This window comes from Lewinella sp. JB7, assembly GCF_024297185.1.
Classification (GTDB): domain Bacteria; phylum Bacteroidota; class Bacteroidia; order Chitinophagales; family Saprospiraceae; genus Neolewinella.
In genome coordinates, this window is record NZ_JANCTD010000001.1 from 319674 (window position 1) to 342929 (window position 23256).

Genomic DNA, 23256 nt, shown 5'->3' on the forward strand with positions numbered 1-23256 from the left:
ACCGCACCCGCGGCCCCGCCCCCATGGCCGTTTGCTTCTTTCCACCGAAACGCTTGCAGAAAAGCTAGAAAAGGGTATCTTTGCACCCGCTTTGGACCTACCCACGGGACTGAAGCGTGCGAAACCATTGTTTTTAACTAATCAGTACACCTGATCCGATGAGAAATTACGAGACTACCTTTATCGTAGACCCAGTGCTGTCGGGGGATGAGATCAAAGCGACAGCTCAGGCGTACGTAGACAACCTCCAGAAGGAGGGCTGTGAGATTGTTTTTGTCGATGAGATGGGCCTGCGTACGCTGGCGTATGACATCAACAAGCGCAACAACGGTGTCTACTACTGTGTGGAGTACACCGCTCCAAACGGCGCCTTTCTGAGAAACTACGAACTCGGCATGCGCCGCGACGAACGCATCCTGCGCTTCCTGACGGTTGCCCTGGACAAGTACGGCGTGCAGTACAACGCCGACAAGCGCGCCGGTAAGATCGGCAAGGCTAAGCGTCATAAGCAGGAGAAGCCGGCCAAGACCGAGCCCGCCGCCCACGGCATCAGCCGCAAGAAGGCCGATAGCCCCCACCTCACCGGCGTGCCCTCGGGCGATGCCGAATCCTTCAAGGAAGAGGAATAACCACAGTAGCAACCCTTTAAACAATCCATCATGGCCAGTCGCGATGATATCAAGTTCCTCTCGAATCCGAAGATCGGAGGACGTAGAAAGAAGTACTGCCGCTTCCGTCGGTTCGGCATCAAGTACATCGATTACAAGGATCCCGATTTCCTGTTGACCTTCGTCAACGAGCAGGGTAAGATCCTGCCCCGCCGCATCACCGGCAACTCCCTGAAGTACCAGCGCAAGGTCGCCTCGGCCATCAAGCGCGCCCGTCACTTGGCGATGCTGCCGTACGTTACGGACTTGCTGAAGTAGGGTAGGAGGAATGGAAGCGGAATGAGCGGGTGACAGGATCACGTGGTCATAGGATCACGGGATGATTGGCTACCGGATGCTCTCTGAATATTCATTCCTCCACACATTTTTTAAACTAACCGGCGTATCGTACGGGGCACCGCTCCTAAAGGCCGGGACACCATAATAAATTTCAAATGTGAAGTTTGAGATTTTAAATTTCATACCATGAAAGTAATTATGCTGCAGGACGTCGAGAAGGTCGGCGATAAGCACGAAGTCGTAGAGGTAAAGGCCGGATTCGGCCGCAACTACCTCCTTCCCCGCGGGTTGGCCATCATCGGCAACCGCTCCAACCTGGGCCGCCTCAATGAGATGGTCCGTCGGGAAAATGCTCAGGAACAGAAGAAACTGGACGTGTACCGCGAAGTCGCCAAGAAACTGGAGGGCAAGACCCTGCGCGTTGGTGCCAAGTCCGGTACCAGTGGCCGCATCTTCGGTTCCATCACCCAGTTGCAGATCCGCAACCTACTCCAGGAGCAGTTTGGCGTGGACGTAGAACGCAAAAAGATCGTGCTGCCCGAGGAAGCTAAGGAACTCGGTACCTACTCCTTCACCATGCGCCTGCACCCCGAAGTGGTTCAGGAGATGGAGATGGAGATCGTTCAGGAATAAGCTTCCTCCCTCCCCAAACGCTTACGGGATTCTCGGTCCTATACCATTCCCTCCCGCATGAAATCGTGGAGGTGAACGAATCCCAAATATGCCCCCCGCCGGTCGGTTACGATCAACTGGCTGATGTTGTCGTCCTTTAGACGGGTGACGGCCGTGATCGCCAGATCGTCATCGTGAACCGATTTGGGGGACGTCGTCATCATATCCCGGGCAGCGATGCCGTCAAGGTTCGCGTGGCGATTGAGCATTCTTCGCAGATCGCCGTCCGTAATGATGCCCACCAGTTCCTGACTGAGTGGATCGATGACGGCGGTCGCCCCCAGGCACTTGCTGGTCATTTCGTACAGAGTATCCTTCAGCGAGGTTTCCGGGTAGACCAGGGGTCGCTCGTTGCGCGGATACAGATCACTTACTTTAAGGTACAACTGCTTCCCCAGTGACCCACCGGGATGAAACCGGGCGAAGTCGGCTGGGGTAAACCCCCGTAGGGCGAGCAGGGAAGTAGCCAGTGCGTCGCCCATGGCCATTTGCAGCGTGGTGCTGGTGGTGGGGGCTAACTCGTTAGGATCCGCCTCGCGTTCGAAGGGCGTCAGGAGCAGATAATCGGCCCGGCGGGCGAGGGTGGATTCCCTTTTGCTGGTCATGGCGATCAGGGTGTTGCCCATATTGCGAACGAGCAGGGAAAGCACATCGATCTCGGCAGTTTCTCCGCTTCGGCTCAGAACAAGTACGAAATCAGTGGGTTGTACCATACCGATATCGCCGTGGATCGCGTCGCCTGCGTGTAAAAAAAACGCGGGGGATCCGGTTGAGTTAAGGGTAGCTACAATCTTTTGGGCTACTAGGGCGGTTTTACCAACACCGGTTACGATGATGCGATCACCCCGCCGGAAAATGGCCTCCACGCAGTGGGTAAAGTCCTCTCCGATGCTGTCCGCCAGTTGCTCCAGTGCTCTGGCTTCGATGCGCAACGTTTGGCGGGCCGTTTCAGATATGGGGTGGGGATAATTCAAGTCGCTTTGTATTTTGGTCGCTCGGAGGCGAACGGCAAAGTTGAGGATGACTTTTGGTAAATTCTATCGTCTCATGAGTTGGAAACCGGAATTAGCACTATTTTAATGGGTATAGGATAACTTAACCTTAAAACTGCGGAATAAATCCGAATCCGATCTTCTTTCTGCGCTGTCGTAGAACTCGTGGCTTTTGCACGAGAAGGCAGACACATGCGTGTAGTTTGGTCGGAGCAAAGTGATACATCAAATGACTGTTAAAGCGTCAGTTAGTTTTCTTGAAGAAGCATTAGCCGAAAACTTCGGTTTCGATACGTTCAAGGGTAATCAGGAAGCCATCATCCAGTCGCTGTTCGACGGGAAAGATACCTTCGTAATCATGCCCACCGGTGGGGGCAAGAGCCTCTGCTACCAGTTGCCGGGCGTCATGATGGACGGGTGCGCCCTGGTCATCTCCCCGCTCATCGCCCTGATGAAAAATCAGGTCGACTCCATCCGTTCCCACGGCGAAAGCGACGAGATCGCCCACTTCCTCAATTCTTCCCTCTCCAAAACGCAGATGCGGCAGGTGAAGGAAGACATTACTTCCGGAAAGACCAAACTCCTGTTCGTCGCGCCGGAAACCCTGACCAAGGAGGAGAACATCGACTTTTTTCGTGAGGCGACCATTTCGTTTGTCGCCATCGACGAGGCTCACTGCATTTCCGAATGGGGCCACGACTTCCGACCGGAGTACCGCCGCATCCGCGAGATGCTGGATCTCATCGGTCACAACATCCCCATCATTGCCCTTACGGCCACGGCCACTCCGAAGGTACAGTCGGACATCGTGAAGAACCTCCGGATGGGGGATGATCACAATACCTTCGTGTCGTCCTTCAACCGCGATAACCTGTACTACGAGGTCCGGCCCAAGGGAAAGAAGGAATACACCTTCCGGCAGATCATTAAGATCGTGAAGGAGATGCCCGACCAGTCCGGCATCATCTACGTCCAGAGCCGTAAATCCGCCGAGGAGATCGCGCAGGCCCTCGTGGTGAATGGCATCAAGGCCGCCCCCTACCACGCCGGCCTCGACCCCAAGACCCGCTCGCGCACGCAGGACCAGTTCCTCATGGAGGATGTCGACGTCATCTGCGCTACGATCGCCTTCGGAATGGGCATCGACAAGCCCGACGTCCGCTTCGTCATGCACTACGATATTCCGAAATCGATCGAGAATTACTACCAGGAAACCGGCCGTGCCGGCCGCGATGGTCTGGGTGGCCGTTGCATTGCTTTCTACGCGTATAAGGATATCCTGAAGCTAGAAAAGTTTCTCCGGGACAAGCCGCTGATGGAGCGGGAAATGGGGGCCCAGCTTATGCAGGAGGTGATGTCCTACTCGGAGACCACCGCCTGCCGCCGCCGCTTCCTGCTGCACTATTTCGGGGAGGAATACGACGAGGCGAACTGCAACAAGATGTGTGACAACTGTCGTCATCCCCGCGAACGGGTTGAGGTCACTCAGGAAATGGTGCAGGCTCTCCAGTCCGTAAAGACGCTGGACGAGAACTACCCCCTGAAGACGCTCATCGAGTTCGTACTCGGTCAGGAGACGAAGCAGATGAAGGACTACGAATTCACCCAACTGCCCGGCTTCGGTAAGGGAAGTGGTAAGGAGGAAGTCTTCTGGAGCTCGGTGTTCCGTCAGGCGCTACTGAACAATCTGGTCCGCAAGGATATCGAATCCTACGGCACCATAATGCTGACCGATAAGGGTCGCGCCTTTCTGAAGAAGCCGGTCAAATTTGAGATCCCCATCGACCACGACTTCGAAAAGGAACTCGCCGAGGACATGCGCGGGGAGGCGGACGACGCTAAGGCCGTCGTGCTCGACGAAGCCCTGCTACTGGCACTTAAGGACCTACGTAAGAAGGAAGCTAAGCGCCTCGGCATTCCGCCCTTCGTGATCTTTCAGGACCCCTCCCTGGTGGATATGGCCACCCGCTACCCGGTCGATCTGGAGGAGATGAAGAATATCCACGGCGTCAGCATCGGTAAGGCCCGTCGGTACGCTACGCCCTTCCTGGTACTGATCGAAAAGTACTGTGAGGAGAATAATATCGATCGGCCCAGCGACTTCGTCGTCAAGCAGGTTGCGAACAAGTCCAAGACCAAGGTGAACATCATCCAGGGCGTAGACCGTAAACTGCCGTTGGAAGACATCGCGTCCGGCAATCAGCTGAGCATGGACGAGCTCCTCAACGAAATGGTGGTCATCGTATCCTCCGGCACGAAACTGAACATTGATTACTACATCGAGGAAGAAGTAGACGAGTACAGCCTGGAAGAAACCTACGAATACTTCATGAACGCCGAGACGGATGACCCGGACCTGGCCTTTCAGCAACTGCAGGAAGAAGACGTAACCATCGAGGAGATCAAACTCGTACGGATCAAGTTCCTGAGCGAAATGGCCAACTAGGCGGCGGCGCGCGGGAGCAACGAACGACCCCGGGAAGCCATACCCGCGAAAGCCCCGTATCCGAAAGGATACGGGGCTTTCGTGTGCTGGAGACGACGACTGCTTAACTCCTTAATCACCCTGGCGGGCTTGAAGTGCTGACGCCCCACGCCCATGCCAAAACCTGTGGTTTCGGACGGGTGCGGATGACGGTTTTGGAGGGATGACTGCGTGATCCCCCCCTCACACCCTTACCAAAACCTGTGGTTTCGGACGGGTGCGAATGACGATCTTGGAGGGATGACTGCGTGATCCCTGGTGGGGGGGGCGGCAAAGGACTCCAGCCCGCCCTATGGGGCTTAAAATGTTGACGCCCCACACCCTAACCGAAACCTGTGGTTTCGGACGGGTGCGGGGCGTCAACATTTGATCCGCTACGCGGATCGGGCCGGAGCCCTTTGCGGAGGATGAGGGATTCGAACCCCCGGTACCCGTGAGGGTACACCTGATTTCGAATCAGGCACGTTCAACCACTCCGCCAATCCTCCGGAAGTGGGGCAAATTTAAAACGCATTTACGAAACATTCTGTTTGAATAGCGTATATTTGATCCGTCGCGCACCTCCGCCCATGATTCGTTCCCGTCCCGCCTGTTTTCTACCGCGACCAATCGTCTGAATTTTTCAGTTTCTCGTGTATGTCTTCGGAGGAGTACGCCGCCGTGGCCCTCAGTCGTGTTCCGGCTATCGGGCCTAAACTATTCCGTTCACTCGTCAATCATTTCGGAACGGCCTCCGCCGTGCTGAGTGCCCGGCCGTCGGAGCTGCTGGAGGTTGATGGGATCGCGGAGAAGACCGCCGCTCAGTTCGCGGATAAGCGCTACCTGCGGGAAGCGGATCGCATCGGGGAGTACTGCTCCGCCCACCGCGTAAATATTTTGCACGTTGGCAGCGATGCTTATCCTGCGCCGTTACGGGAGTTTGATACGGCTCCCCCCGTACTGTACCACGAGGGCAGGACTGACTTCCTCGCCCCCCGGATGGTGGCTATCGTGGGTACCCGTCGGATGAGCTCACTCGGCGCGCGGCAGGTAGAACGGCTCATCGATCCACTCGCGGCGCGTGGGGTGCTCATCGTTAGCGGCCTGGCTTACGGCGTGGATATTGCCGCTCACCGGCGCGCACTGCACGTCGGACTGCCCACCCTGGCCGTTCTGGGTAGCGGCCTGCAACATATTTATCCGCGCGAGCACGCGGCCGTGGCGCGAAAATTTGCCGAGCGGGGTGGGGGACTCCTCACCGAATATCCCCCCTGGCAGTCGCCCGAACGCGAACACTTCCCGGCCCGCAACCGCATTGTGGCCATGCTGGCTGACATTACGGTGGTCGTCGAATCAGACACCTCCGGAGGGTCCATGATCACGGCGAACATGGCCCACGGTTACGGGCGCATGGTCGGCGCCTGCCCGGGACGGGGCGGGGATGCCCGTACGGCCGGTTGCAATGCCCTGATCCGTTCCGGTCGTGCGCAACTTATTGACGGGGCCGACGATCTGCTTAAACTGCTTAACTGGGGACCATCGACCGCGGGTCCTCAGCTGCAACTATTCGACCTGACCCCCGATGAGCAAACACTGGTGAAACTGCTGGATAACCAGGAGGTCCTGGCAATCGACGATTTTCTTCGGCGGTTGCGCGTACCACCGGCAACGCTCGCCGCCACCCTGCTTACGCTGGAAATGAAGGGCGCCATTACGGCCCTGCCGGGGCACCGGTACCGAATGTCAGCCGGTTGAGTGACAGCGGGCTTTCCTTATCCCGATGTTATTTTGGGCTAAAGCGGACGTGCGGGGTCTGAGCAAGTTCTATCTTTGGGCCATGAATTATTCGCGCGTACTATTCGGGCTGCTCGCCGTACTCCTGTACACGGCCTGCCCGCCCGCTCCCCAGAACACCACGGCTACAACCGGTCAGACCCGACCCGGGGATACGGCCATCCCTTCGGCCGCCGAGGCGCTGACCCGATCGACGGGCGGACCGAAGAACATCATCTTAATGATTGGCGACGGTATGGGCATCAGCCAGATTACCGCGGGCCTGTACAGTAACGGTAACCGGCTGAACCTGGAACGGTTTCCGGTGGTCGGCCTGCACAAAAGTTACAGCGGGGATAACCTGATCACGGATTCCGCCGCTGGAGCTACAGCCTTCAGCGCGGGCGTAAAAACGTACAACGGAGCGATCGGCGTCGACATGGATACGATGCCGGTGCCGACCATCCTGGAAATGGCCGAGGCGGCGGGTCTGCCTACGGGCCTGGTGGCCACTTCTTCCATCGTGCACGCTACTCCCGCCAGCTTCTACGCTCACGCGAACCACCGTCAGAATTACGAAGAGATCGCGGCGGACCTGATGGATACCGACATCGATCTGTTCATCGGCGGGGGGGCCAAGTTCTTCGAACGCCGCGAGATGGATACCCGGAACCTGAGTGACGAACTGCGGAAGCGGGGCAACGACGTACGCTCCTTCGTCGATACCGAGATGAAGGACCTCAAGGTGAACCGCGCGAAAAATTTCGCGTACTACACCGCCGACGGAGAGCCGGTACCCTTTAGTGAGGGCCGGGATTACCTGGTGGCCGCCAGCAAGCTCGCGGTGAATTATCTGGACGAACGCGACAAGGAAGATCGCGGATTTTTCCTCATGATCGAAGGATCCCAGATTGACTGGGGCGGGCACGCTAATAACAGCGCGTACATCATCTCCGAAATGATCGAATTTGACCAGGCCATCGGGGAAGTCCTCAACTTCGCGCAGCGCGACGGAGAAACCCTGGTGATCGTGACCGCCGACCACGAGACGGGCGGCTACGCCATAAACAACGGCTCGGTGATGGGGAGTATCGACGGACAGTTCACGTCGGATTACCACACGGCCGACCTGATTCCCGTATTTGCCTTTGGTCCGGGTGCCGAGCGCTTTTCCGGCATCTACGAAAACACGGCGATCTTCGATAAGATGAAGTTGCTGTACGGCTTCCGCTAGGGGTTCCCTGGGGTAATTTGACGCAACGATAACGTTTCATTGTGTAACACCGGACGGCCACCCGCGTTAAGCAGCTTGTAGGACTCGGGTCTAAACTTCGTCCGTAGTATATTCGGCGCAGCTATTCATCCTCTTACGATCATGAGTTCCATCAACAAAACTACCAACGTGCAAGTAAATATTCAGAACGGGGTGGATGACATCCACCAATCCCTTAAGAACTGGAAAACCATCATTTCCCAGTACCAGAAAGCCAATACCTGGCGCGCCATCGGGCAGCTGTTCAGCAGTTTCGGGCCCTTCCTGGCACTCTGGGTAGCGATGTACTTCAGCGTCGACTATTCCATCTGGCTTACCCTGGCTCTGGGTATGGTGAACGCCTTTTTCCTGGTCCGGATCTTCATTATCCAGCACGATTGTGGGCACTACAGCTTCCTCGGGAAGCGTAAGATGAACGACGCGATCGGCTTCGTCTGTTCCTTCTTCAGCTCCATTCCCTACACCTACTGGGCCCGGGTCCACAGCTTTCACCACGGCCATACGGGGCAGCTCGAGCACCGCGATATCGGCGATATCGACTTCCTCACCGTCGAAGAGTTCCGGCAACTGAATGCCTGGGGTCGGTTCAAGTACCGCGTGTTCCGGAATCCCGTGGTCCTTTTCATCCTGCTGCCCATGATCTACCTGGGCGTCGTTCTGCGTATGCCCCGGATCAATTTCCCCGGCTGGTCACCCATCATCCGTAAGCAACAAATCAATAACCTCCTGATCCTGGCCGCTTACGTCGGCTTAGGTTTCCTGGTGGGCTGGAAAGCCTTTTTGATCGTACAGGGAAGCATCATCTTCTTCTTCGGCATCATCGCGTTCTGGTTCTTCTACGTGCAGCACCAGCACGACCATACCTACATGCAGTGGTCCAAGAACTGGGACTACCTGACCGCGGCCATCAAGGGAGCGACCTTCTATAAGTTGCCGCGCGTTATGCACTTCCTGACCGGCAACATCGGTTACCACCATATCCACCACCTGAGCAGCCGTATTCCGAACTACAACCTGCGTCGTTGCGCTAAGGAGAACCCCGTGCTGCAGCGTCACGTGACCAAGATCACCTTCCTGCAGAGCCTTCCCCTGATGTTCAATAAACTCTGGGACGAAGAAAAACAGCGGATGATCTCCTTCCGGGAATTTTACCGCAGTGAGGGCAGCCGCCTCGCTGCCTAGGGAAGATACCCGACAGATAAACAGTCTTCAGCGACCCGCTCCGATCACCTTTCGGGCGGGTCGCCGAGTTTTATGCCCGTGGGGTCAACCCTCTTTCACCGCCAATTCCACCTGCTCGGCGCGACGGGCGGGAAGGATGGAGGCCAGCAACCCGATGAAGAGGACCGTGGCGGCGACCACGACGAAGTCCAGCGGGCGAAAGGATAGGGGATACGCCTCCGCCAGCGTCCCGGGTAAGCCTACTATACCGTAATGAGTTTGCACGAGGTAGATAAGGGTGGCTAATCCAAAGCCGGAAAGTAATCCGAGAGCGCAGATGAGCAGTCCTACCCGCAGAAAAACGTTGCGAATATCGCGGCCGACCATGCCCAGGCTACGCAGAATGACGATGTCCTTGCGCTTCTCCAGCACGATCATCCACAGGGCACCGATCAGGTTGAAGCTGATGAGGATCATCATCAGGGTCACGATGGCGTAGGCTACGTACTTCTCCACCCGCATCAGCTTAAGGATGCTATTCTCCTGCTCGAAGCGGTTCTGGACGATGAAGTCCTCCCCGACCGCCTCCCGTATGCGGTGGTAGGTATTTTCCGCGACGGCCCCGGGCCGTAACTTGATCTCCAGGCCGGAGACCACTCCTTCTTCCACGCCCATGATTTCACGGGCCAGGGAGAGTTTAATGAGCACCGCCTGGTTTTCAAAAGCTTCCTGACTTCTGACGATTCCTACCGGAAGCACCTCCCGTACCTGGTAGGGGAGACGCCCCGAGGCCAGTATAGTTCCACCGCCACGGGTACGGGGGCGGGGAACGTAGATCGAAAGAGCGTTGAATTGATTCAGGGGGTCGATCAGAAGTTCCTGCGCGAGGTTCTGTCCCACGATGGCACCCAGCGCGTCTACCTGGGGGTAGTCGAGGTCGTAGCGCCCTTCCTCGATCATCGTATCGATGCCGTTGATGGTAGCGTAGTCACTGTCCACGCCCTTCAGTGGGCCGAAGGCTTGGTGACCGAGATACTGAAAGCGGGCGGTCTCCTCCAGGGTTTGGGATATTACCCCGACGCCCTCTACTCTGCGGATGCGCGCGAGGAGTTCGTCGTCGGCGACAAAGGTCTTTCCCCGCGCCGCGGTGATGCGCACGTCGGGGTTGAGGTTGTTGAACATCCCCACGAAAATGTCCTCGAATCCATTAAATACGCTCAGGGCAATGATGAGCGACGCCGCACCGATGGCCACCCCGAAGGCGGCTACGAAGGTGATGATGTTGATGGCGTTCGTTGACTTGCGGGCAAAAAGGTACCGCCACGCCATCCGCGCGGAAAGATTCATGCCCCAAAGGTAGTTCAGTGCCGACTGACTACTTCAGTCGGTCGAGCAGATTATTCAGGTTGTCGATCTCCGACTCCGTCAGCCGCTCGCTGATCATCATGTCCAGCTGCCGCTTGTCGCGGTTGATGGTCGACAACAGTGATCGTCCCTGCGGAGTGACGGTAGCGCGATTGCTCCGGCGATCCTGATCGGAGGGGAATTTGGCAATGAGTTGCTTCTTTTCCAGGCGGTCCACCAAGCGACTGGCATCCGACATTTTATCGGCGAGCATGTCGCGGATTTCCTGAATCGAGAGCGACTCCGGAGAGCGGTCGTTCAGGATGCGCAGGATGTTGTACTGCTTGGGGGTGATGCCGTGGGGCTGAAGAAACTGCCGCATGCTGTTGTTGATCCAGCTGCAACTGTGCAAGATGTTGAAACGCAAATCCCGAAACATATCATCAGAGACGATTGCGCTTCGTCCAAAATCTTCGTTTTTCATTATGGTTAGGGCTTGATGTAATTGGGTACGAACGAAAAGAATTTACCGGGAAAGTACATACAAAGGTAACAAGACGGGGCAAATGTTCTGATATATTAGCAAATCTTACCACATTTTCGAGAAGAAATGGTGGTCTGACAAGTATAAGGCGTTAAACTACCCATTCGTTCGATCTTTGGGGAAATCTCCTTTAACGTGGAATTAAGACTCCGGCAACGGACATCACCGACCATTTGACGTTTAATTGTCCGAAAGCCAAACCAAATTATGAAAGCTTCCCTGATCCTTGCCCTTCTGTTTTCGGCCCTGTTGCCCCTCCGGGCGCAGACGCAACAATACCGTGCTTCCGCGGATAGTGACCCGGCGGCAAAACGGATCTTAGAACAGATTCGTGAGAAGTACGACGGCTTTAACACCCTCGCGGCTGACTTCAGTCTGGAGCTTGCCTTTCCCGGACAACCGGTAGAGATTCAACAGGGCGCGCTGAGCCGTCAGGGCGACCTAGTACGCTTCAAGCTCGGCGACCAGGAAGGGATCATCAATAAGGAGGCGGCCTACTTCATCCTTCACGCCAGCAAGGAGGTCCAGATCAACGACCTGCCGGCCCCCGGCGAAACGACCGGTATGCTTACCCCGCAAAATCTCTTCAGTTTCTACGAGGGCGATCAGTACGTTCTTGCTCTCCAGGGGGAGGAGGTCGTGAACGGACAACGCCTGCAGGTGATCGAAATGAAACCCCTCGACCGCGACGCCAGCGACTTTACCAAATTGCGGCTCCTGGCCAATAAAGGGCGGAAGGAGATCGTCTCCGTAAAGGCCTTCAGTCGGGACGGAAGTACCTATACCTTCCATCTGGATACACCCCGGGGCAACGCTCCGCTCGCCGACGGGACCTTTACTTTCCGCCAAGCCGAGTTTCCCGGCTACCACGTCGAGGACCTTCGCTTTTAGGGGGGCGGGGCCGCGGGTGCCGTGCCGGTAAAACCAAGTAGCGGTCTTCCCGTTTGACCAGCATGGAACGACCAACGCTTGTCATCGCCGGGGCCACCGGCTTCATCGGTCGTTGGTTTATCGAACGCTACCACCGGCAGTACCGCATCATCGCCCTCAGCCGTAGTGCCATGCGGACCGGGCCGGAATATACCAAGGCTGAATGGCGACAGGTAGAGCTTTACTCCATCACCAGCACCGAAGCGGCCATTCGCGGGGCGGACATGGCCCTTTACTTGGTGCATTCCATGTCGCCGTCGACGCGACTATCGCAGGGAAGTTTCGAGGATACCGACCTGCTGCTCGCCGATAACTTCGCCCGGGCCGCCCGGCAGACGGGTATCCAACAGATCCTTTTCATCGGGGGGCTGCTTCCGAGTGATGAGGTCCCCGAGCAGTATAGTCGACACCTGCGCAGCCGCCGAGAAGTAGAGGTGACACTGGCTTCCACGGACGTGCCGGTCACGACCCTGCGTGCCGGCATCATCGTGGGGCCCGGGGGTTCGTCTTTTCGTATGATCGAGAAGCTCGTACGGCGCCTTCCCGTAATGATCTGTCCGGCCTGGTGCCAATCCGAGACCCACCCCATTGCGCTGGAAGACACCCTACGTATCATCGATCACTGCCTGGGGCGGCCGTCGACTTACGGCCGCGCGATCGATATCGGCGGGCCCGAGACGACGACTTACATGCAAATGCTCCGTACGGTCGCCGGTCTGTTGAACAAACCCCGGCTCCTGCGCCGCGTCCGCTACTTTAGCCCCGGACTGTCTACCTACTGGGTGAGCACCTTCACCGATACCTCACCGGATCTCGTGAAACCGCTGGTGGAAAGTTTGCGTCACCGCATGGTAGCTGCCGGCAGCGACGTACTGGATGCCTTCCCCGATCGGCTCGATTTCACGGCCGCGGCCCGCCACGCACTCTTTACTACCGAGCGGCTTCCCCCCCTACCGGAGCGCGTCCCCGTACGGGAAGAAAAGAACACGGTGCGGAGCGTGCAGCGGCTCCCGAATCCACGGCGACATACGGCCACCTACGTGGCCCGGCTCTACCAACGCTGGCTGCCCGTTTTTTTCCGGGCCCTGATCGGCGTGAAGAGTGAGGGTGACCATTCGGTCTTCCGGGTGCTGGGCCTTCCGCTGCTGGAGCTTACGTTCATTCCCAGTCGAAGCGACGACCACCGCCAACTATTTTACATCGACGGGGGCCTGCTGGTACAGCGCAAGAATAAGGGGTGGCTGGAGTTTCGAAGCGTGCTGGACGGCAACTACGTCATATCGGCCATTCACGACTTCATACCCTCGCTTCCCTGGTACGTATACGTGAATACGCAGGCCCCCGCCCACTCCTGGGTGATGAAGCGCTTCGGAGAATATCTGGCGGGAACGGAGAGCCGGTGAGAACTCCGCCCCCCGGCGTCCGTTATGGGCGGTATGAGAATGCAAAGACTTAATAACGGGCTAGAGATTCCTCGCCTCGGCCTCGGCGTATGGCAAACCGACAACGGGACCGAAGCCATTCGCGCCATTCACTGGGCCTTCGACGCGGGCTACCGCCACGTAGACACCGCCCGCATCTATAAAAATGAGGAGGCGGTGGGGCAGGCCATCAAGCAGGCCGATCTGCCCCGGCAGGACATCTGGCTCACGACCAAAATCTGGAACGACGACATTCGGCAGGGACGGGCCACCGCGGCGCTGGAAGAAAGCTTACGACGGCTGGATACCGATTACGTCGACCTACTGCTGCTGCACTGGCCGGTAGACGGCAGCGTCGCGGCCTGGCAGGAACTCGAACGCGCCCTGGAGGCGGGAAAAGTCCGCAGCATCGGACTGAGTAACTTTATGGAGGACGACATTCGCAAGATTATCGGAGCGGGCAACGTGCGGCCGGCGGTCAATCAGATCGAATACCACCCCTATCTGGTGCAGGCCGACGCTATTTCCACGAGCGACGAATACGACATCGCGATTACGGCCTGGAGCCCACTGATGCAGGGGAAATTTCTGCAGGAGCCTCTGTTTGCCGAGATCGCGAAACGCTATGACCGGACCGCGGCTCAGGTAGTGTTACGGTGGTGCATCCAGAATGACGTGATCGTCATCCCGAAGAGCGTTCACCAGAAGCGAATCGTCGAAAACGGCCAACTCTTCGATTTCGAACTGGCGGAGAGCGATATGGTCGATATAGACAATCTGGAGCGTGGCCACCGCTTCGGACCCGACCCCCACGACTTTGACTTTTAGTATCCGAGGGAATCGACGCCGTCCACCGGGTACGCATTGCCGCTACGAATGATTAAATTACCGACATGAGTAGATCGCATTTTTCCATCCTCCGTTCTTCCCTGGCGGGCGGGGCGATCTCGGCGGTAATTATCTTTTTGGGCACCTATTTTCTGGGCAACATCACGGACGCGGAGGCCATCAACAACCTGCGGGAGATCCGGCCGACGCTGCGCTTTACGGCGAGCGGTGCCATGACGTCCACCGCCACGATCCTGGCCCTGATGCTTACCCTGTTGTCGTTCAGCCAGAACGCCGACCGGCAGCTTAAGGGATATCACTACGACCGAATCTGGTGGATCGCGCGCTTCGCGGCGATCGTATTTATTGCCGCCCTGATTTTGCTGATGTTTCTCAACGTGCCGATCAACAATGCCGAGGAAAAACTCTGGGGCACCTACAACGCCGTGTATTACGCGATGATCTCCTACGCCGCCATCATCGGAGGGTTCATGATCACCATCATCCTGTTGCTGTACCAGGCGGCACGCGATATCATTCTGATCGCTCACCCCAACCAAACGGCTACGGACCTCTACATAAGCGAGGAAGGGGAGGGATCACTCACCAAACGGGAACGCGAACGCATGCGGCCCCGCGAGTCGGAGATCGCCGATTCGGAGGGTTAAGCCCATCCAATCCCCGCAAATTTCCGTTATTTGCCAACCGGGCCGCAAGTGATGGTCCGCCGACGAACCCTACTACCGCCGGGGCGTTAGCCTGTTACCGCCCGGGGCGGGAAGTCGATCGTGACCAATCTTTCAAATTCTTATTTCGTTAATGGAAGCCCTTAAACAAAAATTCGCCGATAAGGCCCTCTCCCTCTACCAAGAACTCCGCACCATCTCGAAAGAAAAGGGCTCCCTTAAAGTAGATGAAGTTACCCTGCAGCAAGTCCTGGGCGGAGCACGCGGGATCAAAATGATGCTCTGGGAAACCAGCCAACTCGATCCCAATAAGGGGATTCGCTTCCGCGGCTATTCCATTCCGGAAATTAAGGAACAGCTTCCCAGCGGCCCACAGGGTGAGCCCAAACCGGAGGGACTTTTCTGGCTGATGCTCACGGGCGAGATTCCCACCGCCGAAGAGGTTGACGCCCTGACCCAGGAGTGGCACCGCCGGGCGGACGTACCCCAGCAGGTGTACACCACCCTCGACAGCATGCCGGCCGATACCCATCCCATGACGCAGTTCACCATCGGCATCATGGCGATGCAGTCAGACAGCGTCTTTTCCCGCCGTTACGCCGAGGGGCTGCCGAAATCCGAATACTGGGATGCCGTCTACGAGGACAGCATGAACCTCATTGCCCGGCTCCCGCGCGTCGCCGCCTACATCTACCGCCGCGCCTTTAAGGATGGTAAGCACATCGATCCCGATACGAGCCTGGACTACAGCGCCAACTACGCTCACCTGCTGGGCAGCGACGACGAGGACTTCCGCAGTCTTATGCGCCTGTACCTGACCATTCACGCCGATCACGAGGGCGGCAACGCTTCGGCCCATACCGTAAACCTGGTCAGTTCCACGCTCAGCGACCCTTACCTCTCCTTTGCCGCGGGCATGAACGCCCTGGCCGGACCGCTGCACGGCCTGGCCAACCAGGAGGTCATCAAGTGGATCTTCGAAATGATCGACGCTCTCGGCACCCAAACGCCGACCGAGCAGCAGATCGCGGATTACGTCCAGCAAACCCTGGACGAGGGGAAGGTGATCCCCGGCTACGGACACGCCGTGCTGCGCGAACCCGACCCCCGCTTTACCGCCCAGCGCCGCTTCGCCGAGCAGTACATCAAGGACAGCGACCTGATCACTACCGTCTGGAAGATCTTCGACGTGGTACCGCCGATCCTGCAGGGACTGGGTAAGGTCAAGAATCCCTGGCCGAACGTGGACGCTCACTCCGGCGCGTTACTCGTGCACTACGGCTTCCGCGAGTTCAGCTACTACACCGTACTGTTCGGGGTAAGCCGGGCACTCGGCGTACTGGCCGCCGGCATCTGGAGCCGCGCTCTGGGCATGCCCCTGGAACGCCCCAAGTCCGTAACCAGCGACTGGGTCAAAGCCCAGGTAAAAGATAAATAACCAACCTAAGCCAAGCCAAATATGAATGTCCCCGCTAACCTCCTGTACACCGAGGAACACGAATGGGTACTGATCGAGAGCGGTATCGCCACGATCGGTATTACGGATTTTGCCCAGGAACAGCTCGACGAACTCGTGTACGTGGAGGTCGATACGGTGGGAGAAACCCTGGACCGCAACGAGGTCTTCGGCACCGTGGAGGCCGTCAAAACGACGAGCGATCTTTTCATGCCCGTCGCCGGGAAGGTCATTGAGTTCAACCGTGAACTGGACGAGAACGAAGGCGACAACCCGACCATGGTCAACGAAGATCCCTACGGAAAGGGCTGGATCGTGAAGGTGGAGCTTACCGCCCCCGAGGATCGGGAGGGATTGCTCGACGCCGCCGCGTACCAGCAACTGATTGGTTAAAAAAAAACTATGGGCCACCCACCAAAGTCGGCCACCGCAACATCTTACCCCCGACTGCGCGTACAACGGTACGTTTGTCTGGCCTACGCCGCCCTGCTAACCTACGTGAGCCTTGCCCCCGGGCAACGCATTCCGGGAATTTTTGACTGGGGACGGCTATTTTCGCCGGATAAGGTTGCACATTTTGGCGCTTACGCCATTTTTGCAGTATTATTGTCTTTCTCAATCAGGACAACCTCCCGGTGGAAGCTTGCGGTTACCGCCGCTGCGGCCGCCGCGCTCTTCGGAGCGATTATGGAGGTGCTACAGGGCATTGCCGGAACCGGCCGGGATTTCGATCCCGTCGATATGGTCGCCAACCTGATCGGGGCTATTCTCGGGGGAGCATTCTACCTTGCCCTCCCGCAAAGTATGAAACAGTACTTCACAGCGGTGAAGTCGTAGCGATAACTATTTAAATTTTTGCCATGGGAGACCTATCAATTAGTGGTAGTGCCCTGGCGATCACTCTTGCAGCTATTCTGGCGGCACTCATTGGGCTCATCGTCATGATGCGCAATGTGTACAAGACCAGAACCGAAAAGGGAATCGCCGGTGAGTACACCGAAGCCGCCGACAAAAACACCTCGTACATCGAGAACCGCGCCAAGTACGAGCGGGTAGACGTATTCGGCCTCAGCTCCACCTTTTTCAACTTCGGCCTGGCCCTCGCCGTGGGCCTGTCCCTCCTCGCTTTCGCCTGGACGCAGTACTCCGCCGAGATCGTAATCCCCGAGGGTGCCCTGGAGCTGGACGAAGAAATCGAAATGGAGCCGCCCCGTACGGCCGAGCCCCCGCCGCCACCCCCGCCCCCGCCGCCCCCCGTCATCGAGGAAGTGCCGGAAGAGGAACTGATCGAGGAAGATCCCCCCGAGTTCGAGGATACCTCCGTCGATGAAGAAACCATCATTGAGGAAGCACCCCCCGAAGTGAAGGAAGATAAGGCACCGCCACCGCCGCCGCCACCGCCGCCACCGCCGCCCGCCCCCGAAGTGGAGGAGATCTTCAAGGTCGTAGAGCAAATGCCGCTCTTCCCCGGCTGCGACGATCTGGGCAGCTACGCCGAGAAGAAGGCTTGTGCGGATAAGAAGATGCTCGAGTTCATCTACGGCAACATCAAGTACCCCGCCATCGCCCGGGAGAACGGCGTGGAAGGAATGGCCGTAGTCTCCTTCGTTGTCGAGAAAGACGGAACCGTCACCGACGCCAAGGTAGTCCGCAACCCCGGTGCTAAAACCGGTGAGGAAGCCCTCCGCGTGGTCAACCTCATGAATGAGAAAGGCCTGAAGTGGAGCCCCGGAAAACAGGGTGGACGTAACGTTCGCGTACAGTTTAACCTCCCCGTGAAGTTCAAACTCGAGTAGACAAAGCTCCCCCATGTTTGGAGAAGAGCCGGTATCCGTTCAGGGTGTCGGCTCTTTTCGTTTGGTACCTGGCGGTCCACCCCTCCGTCGATCAACACGTACACCCGGGCCGCCCCGGCGGGCCACCGTGGTCCCGGGCTTCACCCTATCGATACCGGATAGTTGGAGTTGCTCGCGGGGTTCCCTGTTTGTCTCGCACGGGAGAAAGAAAGTTCCTTACGTGCCATATATTTGCCCCGCGCGGGATGTAGCGCAGCCCGGTAGCGCGCGTCGTTCGGGACGACGAGGCCGCTGGTTCGAATCCAGTCATCCCGACCCTTCCGAAGCCAGACTGCTCCGCAGTTTGGCTTTTTTTTTGCTCCCGCGTCCCCGCCCTAGTACATACCGAAGAAAAACGGGACGGCTAGCGTGGTCACTAGCCAAAAAATCAAGCTCAGCGGCGCCCCCACGCGGGTAAAATCTAGAAAGCGGTAGCGACCGGCGCTGTACACCATGGCGTTGGTCTGGTACCCCACGGGCGTCATAAAGCTGGCGGAAGCGGCAATGGCAACCGTCACCAGCAGGGGCATGGGGTCGATGCCCACCTGCTCGGCACACGCCAGGGCCACTGGCGCGAGGAGGGCCGCCGTGGCGTTGTTGCTCATCATTTCGGTGAGCAGATTGGTCGCCAGGTACAGGCCGGCCACCAGGGCAAAGGGACCCCAGGCGTAAATCGAACCGGTCAGTAGGGTAGCGATGTCGGCATCCAGTCCGCTGTTGCTCATGGCCCGGCCCAGACTAAGGGCACCGGCGAGTAGAAAGATGATCTTCCAGTCGATGGATTCGTACGCCTCCGACATTGTCACGGTACGGCCGAGCACCAGCACGCATACGCCCAGCAGGGCGGCGATGCTGATCGGAAGTAGACCCGACGTAGCCAGGGCGATGACGGACAAAATGAGTCCACTGACGAAGTAAAACCTACCGCGGTTGAAATCGGTGATGGCGTCGCTCGACAACAGAATGAAGGGGCTGTCCTGTTGCTGTTCGATGCGCTGCAATTCGTGCAGGTAGTGACTCTTCACTTCGGCCAGGATCACGTCGCCGGGGGTGAGGGGTAGGTTGTACAGCTTTTCGTGCATCGTTTCCTCGCGGTGACGAATGGCCAGGGGGACCGCGCGGTAGCTGCGCCGGAAGTCCACCTCCCGCAGGTTCTTACCGATGAATTCCGAATCGGGCGTCACCACCATTTCGATGAGGCTGCTGTTATCGCGTTCCAGTCCGGTGCCCATGACCCGCACGCTGCCGGAATTGTCCACGAGCCGCACCCAGTCCTTCAGGTTAAGGATCTTCTTGCGGTCGCAGCGAACCTTGAGGGTATCGCCCACTACGAGGCGAAAGTCGCCGGGGGGGAGTACGAAGGCCTGATCTTCCCGCCTTACCTCGATGATGTCCATGTCCAATTCGCGTACTAGCGGAGAATCCATGATGCGCTTCCCGGCCAGATCGGGATGGTCGAGGATGACGATTTCGGCCAGGTAATCGTGTAGGGCAAACTTTTCCGCGAGGCTGTCGTCGCCGTCGCGGTCGGGCAGCAGCCGACTACCGAAGTAGGTCAGGTAGGTAGCCCCGACGACCAGCAGTACCAATCCGATGGGCGCGAGGGTGAACATACTGAAGCCGGTACCGCCGTGATCCAGCGCGATACCGCTGACCAGAATATTCGTCGAGGTGCCGATAAGGGTACACAGCCCCCCGAAGATGCTCGCGAAGGAGAGTGGAATGAGCAGTTTGGATGCCTTGATCTTGGCCGTCGCGGCAATGCGGTTCACCACGGGGATGAATACGGCCACGACCGGAGTATTGTTGATGAAGGCGGAACACAGCGCCACCACCACGATCATGAACAGCAGGGCCCGCTTCGGCTGACGGCGAAACCGGGCCGCCATGCGGCCCGCCACCTGCTGCAGGGCTCCGGTCTTCAGCAGGGCGGCGGAGAGGACGAACATGAAGGCCACCGTCAGGGTCGCTTCGTTGCTGAAGCCCGCCAGTCCTTCCTGCGGACTGATGACGCCGCTGACCACCAGGGCCACTACGAGCAGCATGGCGATGAGGTCCACCGACAGCCACTCCGTGACGAACAGAATGACCGCCAGCAGGGCAATCAGCAGGGTAGCGATGGCGGGCGTGAGCATAGGCGGCGGCAAAGATAGAGCGTAGCGCTCCTCTTCGCGGTCGGTCCCTTCCCCGGCTGCTAGAACTGCTGCTCGTAGATGCTCTTCAGCTCCGCATTAGTTTCAGCGGCCTTGATGGCTTCCAGGCTCGTCCCCATTTCCATGATGAGCTTATTGAGCTCGCCGGATTCTTCCATGGCGTCGACGCGGGCCGAAAGATCGTTGCGCAGATCGTTGATGGCCTTGGTCGCGGCAAGGCGGCGCCAGGGGCTCTGCGACTGGTCGAGGGCCATATCCTTCAGCACGCTCACTCCCTGCGTTTGTTGGGCCGCCGGACCCTTCGCCAGCAGCGTTTGGTAGGCGGTGTAGAGAGCGATGGCGTCGTAGCCGTCCGTCGAGCCCAGGCGCTGTTCCAGGTAGGGCAGCTTTTCCAGGGCCCCCGTTTCGCTGTACAGCGTCGCCAGCGATCCACTGATGCTGGGGTTATCGATGGCCTCCAGTTCGGCGGCGGCGGCCGTCGCCGCGGCGGTATCGGTGGCCACCAGGGCCTGCAGGCCGGTAGCAACCACGGTGTAGGATTCCGCCTTCATGGCCGCGCGGGCGATGTCGGCCAGTTGGTCGTCCTCCGCTTCGGTGAGCAGCGCAATGGCCGTGGCGCGGACCTGGGAGTGTTCGTCGTTGCGGGCGATGTCGCGGATGATCTCCCGCTGATCATCGGTGGGCTCCTCCAGACTCTGCAGGGCGGTACCGCGAATGGCGTAGAAGGAATCGCGGAGGGCGGAGGTGAGGATCTCGTCGCGCAGTTCATCGCTGCCTTCCGTCATGGACAACCGTCCCACCGCGCTGTAGCGATCGAGGAAGGAGGGAGCGTAACGGTACTGGGCGGCCAGTTCTTCCGGCGACTTCTCGTACTCATACTCGGCCAGCAGTCGGTGCTCGGGGTCGAAAATGACGACATCGGGGCGGGCGGCGGCCGGGAAGGTGAAGGTCTGTTCGCGCTGTTCGATCACCACGGAATGGGTGGTGGCGGTACCGTTGGTGTATACCGCGATGTCGACCGGGAGACGGAAGACGGCGGGAACATTGTTGTCGGTCCGCTGCGTCTGCCGCACCGTTACCGAAACGCTGCCGTCGGTATAGTCGGTCGTGATGTTCAGTTGGGGGTGGCCCGCCTTCAGGTACCACTGGTCGAAGAACCAACTGAGGTCTTCTCCGGTGACGTCCTCGAAGGCAATGCGCAGCTCGTCGATCTCGACGGCCGAAAGCTTATTCTCGTTCAGGTAGTGATTGAGGCTGGCAAAGAAGGCTTCGTCGCCGACGTATCCGCGCAGCATGTGCAACACCGAGCCACCCTTGTTGTAGCTGTGGGCGTCAAACATCTGTTCCTTGTCGTCGTAATCGTACCAGATGAGCTCGTGGGGTTCGCCGTTGCGGACGGAGCCGAAGTAGCCCTGCCACTCATTGATGAGGTGGTAGTCGGCGGCGTCGCGACCGTACTTATTCTCCAGCCACAGGTACTCGCTGTAGTTGGCGAACCCTTCGTTGAGGGTGAGTTGGGACCAGCTTTCGCAGGTCACGTAGTCGCCGAACCAGTGGTGGAACATCTCGTGGGCCACGACCTTTTCGTTCTGGTCCACGTCGATCAGGTCGCGGGCCGTGCCGTTCATGTACTCTCCGAAGATCACGGCGGTGGTGTTCTCCATGGCGCCGCTGACGTAGTCGCGCACCACGACCTGGCTGTACTTCGGCCAGGGGTACTCTACGCCGGTGAGCTCGCTGAAGAAGGTGAGCATCTCGCGGGTATGGGGAAAGATAGCCTTGGCGTGGTCGGCGTACTTGGCCTCCATGTAATAGTTTACCGGAATGCCGTTCCACTTTTCGTCCTCCACGATCTCGAAGTCCCCGACGATCAGGGCAAACAGATAGGGGGCGTGGGGGATGTCCATCTTCCAGTAGTCGGTCCGCATTCCGTCGCCGGCCGGGGTGGAACTGACGAGGGTGCCGTTGGAGAGGGTTTCGTATTCGTCCTCGACGGTCACGTAGAGTTCCTGGGTCGTGCGTTCGTTGGGCTTATCGATGGTCGGGAACCAGCGGCTGTTGTTTTCCGTCTCGCCCTGCGTCCAGATCTGCCGGGGCTTGTCGCCCTCCTCTCCGCGGGGGTTGATGAAGAACAGTCCCTTATCGGAGGTGATGGCCTCCCCGGCACCGCCGCCGTCGTGGGGAATGGCCGTGTAGTCGATAACTACCGTAAACTCCTTGCCCCGGGTATAAGCCTTATCGAGTTGAATGGTTACCTGCTGCTGATCGTCGGGGTAGGTATATTTCAGCGGTTTCCCGTCGGCCGTGGTGATGGACTTAAAGTCGAAATGCTTGGCGTCCAGCGTCACTTCGGTAACGGGCTTGAAGATCGGCTTCAGGCGCAGCGTGGCCCTGCCGATCACCATTTCCCGGTCCCAGTCGAAGGAGATTTCCAGCTTGGTGTGCAGCAAGTCGTTGACGCGGGTGTAGGCAATGGCGCGCGGCTCGACCCGGGTGGCCGGGGCGGGGGACGCCGTTCCTTCCATTTCTTCCTCCGTGATGGTCCCGTTCGCTTCCGGAGTTACGGTCATGGTGTCCAGGTCCCGGGTTTCCGTGTAGGTCACCTCCGCGGGTGGGGGCGGGTCGATCTGTACGGGGTCGACAACGGGTCGGGTGGTATTACAGCTTACGGCCAGCAGCAGGGTGGCCAGTAGGCTCAGGATCGCGGATCGGTACATCAAGACTTGGTTTAAGCAAGTAGGACGCACCAGGACGCTAATTGTTTGGACAACGGACGT

Annotated in this window: 20 protein-coding genes and 2 tRNA genes; 16 read left to right on the top strand and 6 right to left on the bottom strand. The window is 58.4% G+C overall.

Annotated features, from left to right (window positions below):
- Positions 1-158: 158 nt before the first annotated feature.
- The 3 genes from rpsF to rplI all read left to right on the top strand — a co-directional run bounded on the left by rpsF (position 159) and on the right by rplI (position 1580).
- Positions 159-629: a 30S ribosomal protein S6 gene (gene rpsF, locus NMA52_RS01215; protein WP_183495303.1), complete on the top strand. Its 471-nt coding sequence runs from the start codon at positions 159-161 to the stop codon at positions 627-629.
- Positions 630-659: 30 nt separating this feature from the next.
- Complete coding sequence (gene rpsR, locus NMA52_RS01220; protein ID WP_136459451.1) at positions 660-926, top strand: 30S ribosomal protein S18; 267 nt, start codon at positions 660-662, stop codon at positions 924-926.
- 207 nt (positions 927-1133) lie between these two features.
- Positions 1134-1580 (top strand): 50S ribosomal protein L9, encoded by a 447-nt coding sequence (gene rplI, locus NMA52_RS01225; RefSeq protein ID WP_254825805.1) that lies wholly within the window; start codon positions 1134-1136, stop codon positions 1578-1580.
- A 38-nt stretch (positions 1581-1618) separates the two neighbouring features.
- On the opposite strand, the gene NMA52_RS01230 is transcribed toward rplI, so the two are convergent.
- Entirely contained in the window at positions 1619-2593 is a 975-nt protein-coding gene (locus NMA52_RS01230; protein WP_254825806.1) for an SIS domain-containing protein, read from the bottom strand.
- A 247-nt stretch (positions 2594-2840) separates the two neighbouring features.
- Here NMA52_RS01230 and NMA52_RS01235 point away from each other — a divergent pair, with 247 nt between their 5' ends.
- Positions 2841-5057, top strand: a complete 2217-nt coding sequence (locus NMA52_RS01235) for an ATP-dependent DNA helicase RecQ (RefSeq protein WP_254825807.1) — start codon at positions 2841-2843, stop codon at positions 5055-5057.
- 440 nt (positions 5058-5497) lie between these two features.
- Here the strand turns inward: NMA52_RS01235 and NMA52_RS01240 are convergent.
- A tRNA-Ser gene (locus tag NMA52_RS01240) sits at positions 5498-5584 on the bottom strand.
- A 148-nt stretch (positions 5585-5732) separates the two neighbouring features.
- Here NMA52_RS01240 and dprA point away from each other — a divergent pair.
- From dprA to NMA52_RS01255, 3 genes are all read left to right on the top strand, one after another.
- Complete coding sequence (gene dprA, locus NMA52_RS01245; RefSeq protein WP_254825808.1) at positions 5733-6830, top strand: DNA-processing protein DprA; 1098 nt, start codon at positions 5733-5735, stop codon at positions 6828-6830.
- 82 nt (positions 6831-6912) lie between these two features.
- Positions 6913-8082: an alkaline phosphatase gene (locus NMA52_RS01250; RefSeq protein WP_254825809.1), complete on the top strand. Its 1170-nt coding sequence runs from the start codon at positions 6913-6915 to the stop codon at positions 8080-8082.
- Between the two features lie 141 nt (positions 8083-8223).
- Positions 8224-9303, top strand: coding sequence for a fatty acid desaturase (locus NMA52_RS01255; RefSeq protein WP_254825810.1), 1080 nt, complete (start codon positions 8224-8226; stop codon positions 9301-9303).
- A gap of 84 nt (positions 9304-9387) precedes the next feature.
- Here NMA52_RS01255 and NMA52_RS01260 read toward each other — a convergent pair whose 3' ends face one another.
- Together NMA52_RS01260 and NMA52_RS01265 are read right to left on the bottom strand one after the other, a co-directional pair.
- Positions 9388-10629 carry an ABC transporter permease gene (locus tag NMA52_RS01260; protein ID WP_254825811.1) on the bottom strand — a complete coding sequence of 414 codons (1242 nt, stop codon included), beginning with the start codon at positions 10627-10629 and terminating at the stop codon, positions 9388-9390.
- 28 nt (positions 10630-10657) lie between these two features.
- Entirely contained in the window at positions 10658-11053 is a 396-nt protein-coding gene (locus tag NMA52_RS01265) for a MarR family winged helix-turn-helix transcriptional regulator (protein ID WP_254825812.1), read from the bottom strand.
- A gap of 324 nt (positions 11054-11377) precedes the next feature.
- On the opposite strand from NMA52_RS01265, the gene NMA52_RS01270 reads away from it, so the two are divergent.
- The 9 genes from NMA52_RS01270 (at position 11378) to NMA52_RS01310 (ending at position 18602) form a co-directional block, all read left to right on the top strand.
- Positions 11378-12061: an outer membrane lipoprotein carrier protein LolA gene (locus tag NMA52_RS01270; RefSeq protein ID WP_254825813.1), complete on the top strand. Its 684-nt coding sequence runs from the start codon at positions 11378-11380 to the stop codon at positions 12059-12061.
- 62 nt (positions 12062-12123) lie between these two features.
- Entirely contained in the window at positions 12124-13503 is a 1380-nt protein-coding gene (locus NMA52_RS01275) for an NAD(P)H-binding protein (RefSeq protein ID WP_254825814.1), read from the top strand.
- 39 nt (positions 13504-13542) lie between these two features.
- Positions 13543-14349: an aldo/keto reductase gene (locus tag NMA52_RS01280; RefSeq protein ID WP_254825815.1), complete on the top strand. Its 807-nt coding sequence runs from the start codon at positions 13543-13545 to the stop codon at positions 14347-14349.
- Positions 14350-14414: 65 nt separating this feature from the next.
- On the top strand, positions 14415-15017 hold the full coding sequence (locus tag NMA52_RS01285) for a hypothetical protein (RefSeq protein WP_254825816.1): 603 nt from the start codon (positions 14415-14417) through the stop codon (positions 15015-15017).
- Between the two features lie 151 nt (positions 15018-15168).
- A complete protein-coding gene (locus tag NMA52_RS01290; RefSeq protein WP_254825817.1) occupies positions 15169-16473 on the top strand; it encodes a citrate (Si)-synthase in 1305 nt (434 codons plus the stop codon).
- A 21-nt stretch (positions 16474-16494) separates the two neighbouring features.
- Positions 16495-16884 (top strand): glycine cleavage system protein GcvH, encoded by a 390-nt coding sequence (gcvH, locus tag NMA52_RS01295; protein WP_254825818.1) that lies wholly within the window; start codon positions 16495-16497, stop codon positions 16882-16884.
- Positions 16885-16893: 9 nt separating this feature from the next.
- Positions 16894-17328, top strand: coding sequence for a VanZ family protein (locus tag NMA52_RS01300; RefSeq protein WP_254825819.1), 435 nt, complete (start codon positions 16894-16896; stop codon positions 17326-17328).
- 23 nt (positions 17329-17351) lie between these two features.
- A complete protein-coding gene (locus NMA52_RS01305) occupies positions 17352-18287 on the top strand; it encodes an energy transducer TonB (RefSeq protein WP_254825820.1) in 936 nt (311 codons plus the stop codon).
- Positions 18288-18528: 241 nt separating this feature from the next.
- Positions 18529-18602, top strand: a tRNA-Pro gene (locus NMA52_RS01310).
- A 59-nt stretch (positions 18603-18661) separates the two neighbouring features.
- Here the strand turns inward: NMA52_RS01310 and NMA52_RS01315 are convergent.
- Both NMA52_RS01315 and NMA52_RS01320 read right to left on the bottom strand, forming a co-directional pair.
- A complete protein-coding gene (locus NMA52_RS01315) occupies positions 18662-20461 on the bottom strand; it encodes an SLC13 family permease (protein WP_254825821.1) in 1800 nt (599 codons plus the stop codon).
- A gap of 59 nt (positions 20462-20520) precedes the next feature.
- Positions 20521-23196, bottom strand: a complete 2676-nt coding sequence (locus NMA52_RS01320; protein ID WP_254825822.1) for a M1 family metallopeptidase — start codon at positions 23194-23196, stop codon at positions 20521-20523.
- Positions 23197-23256 lie beyond the last annotated feature (60 nt).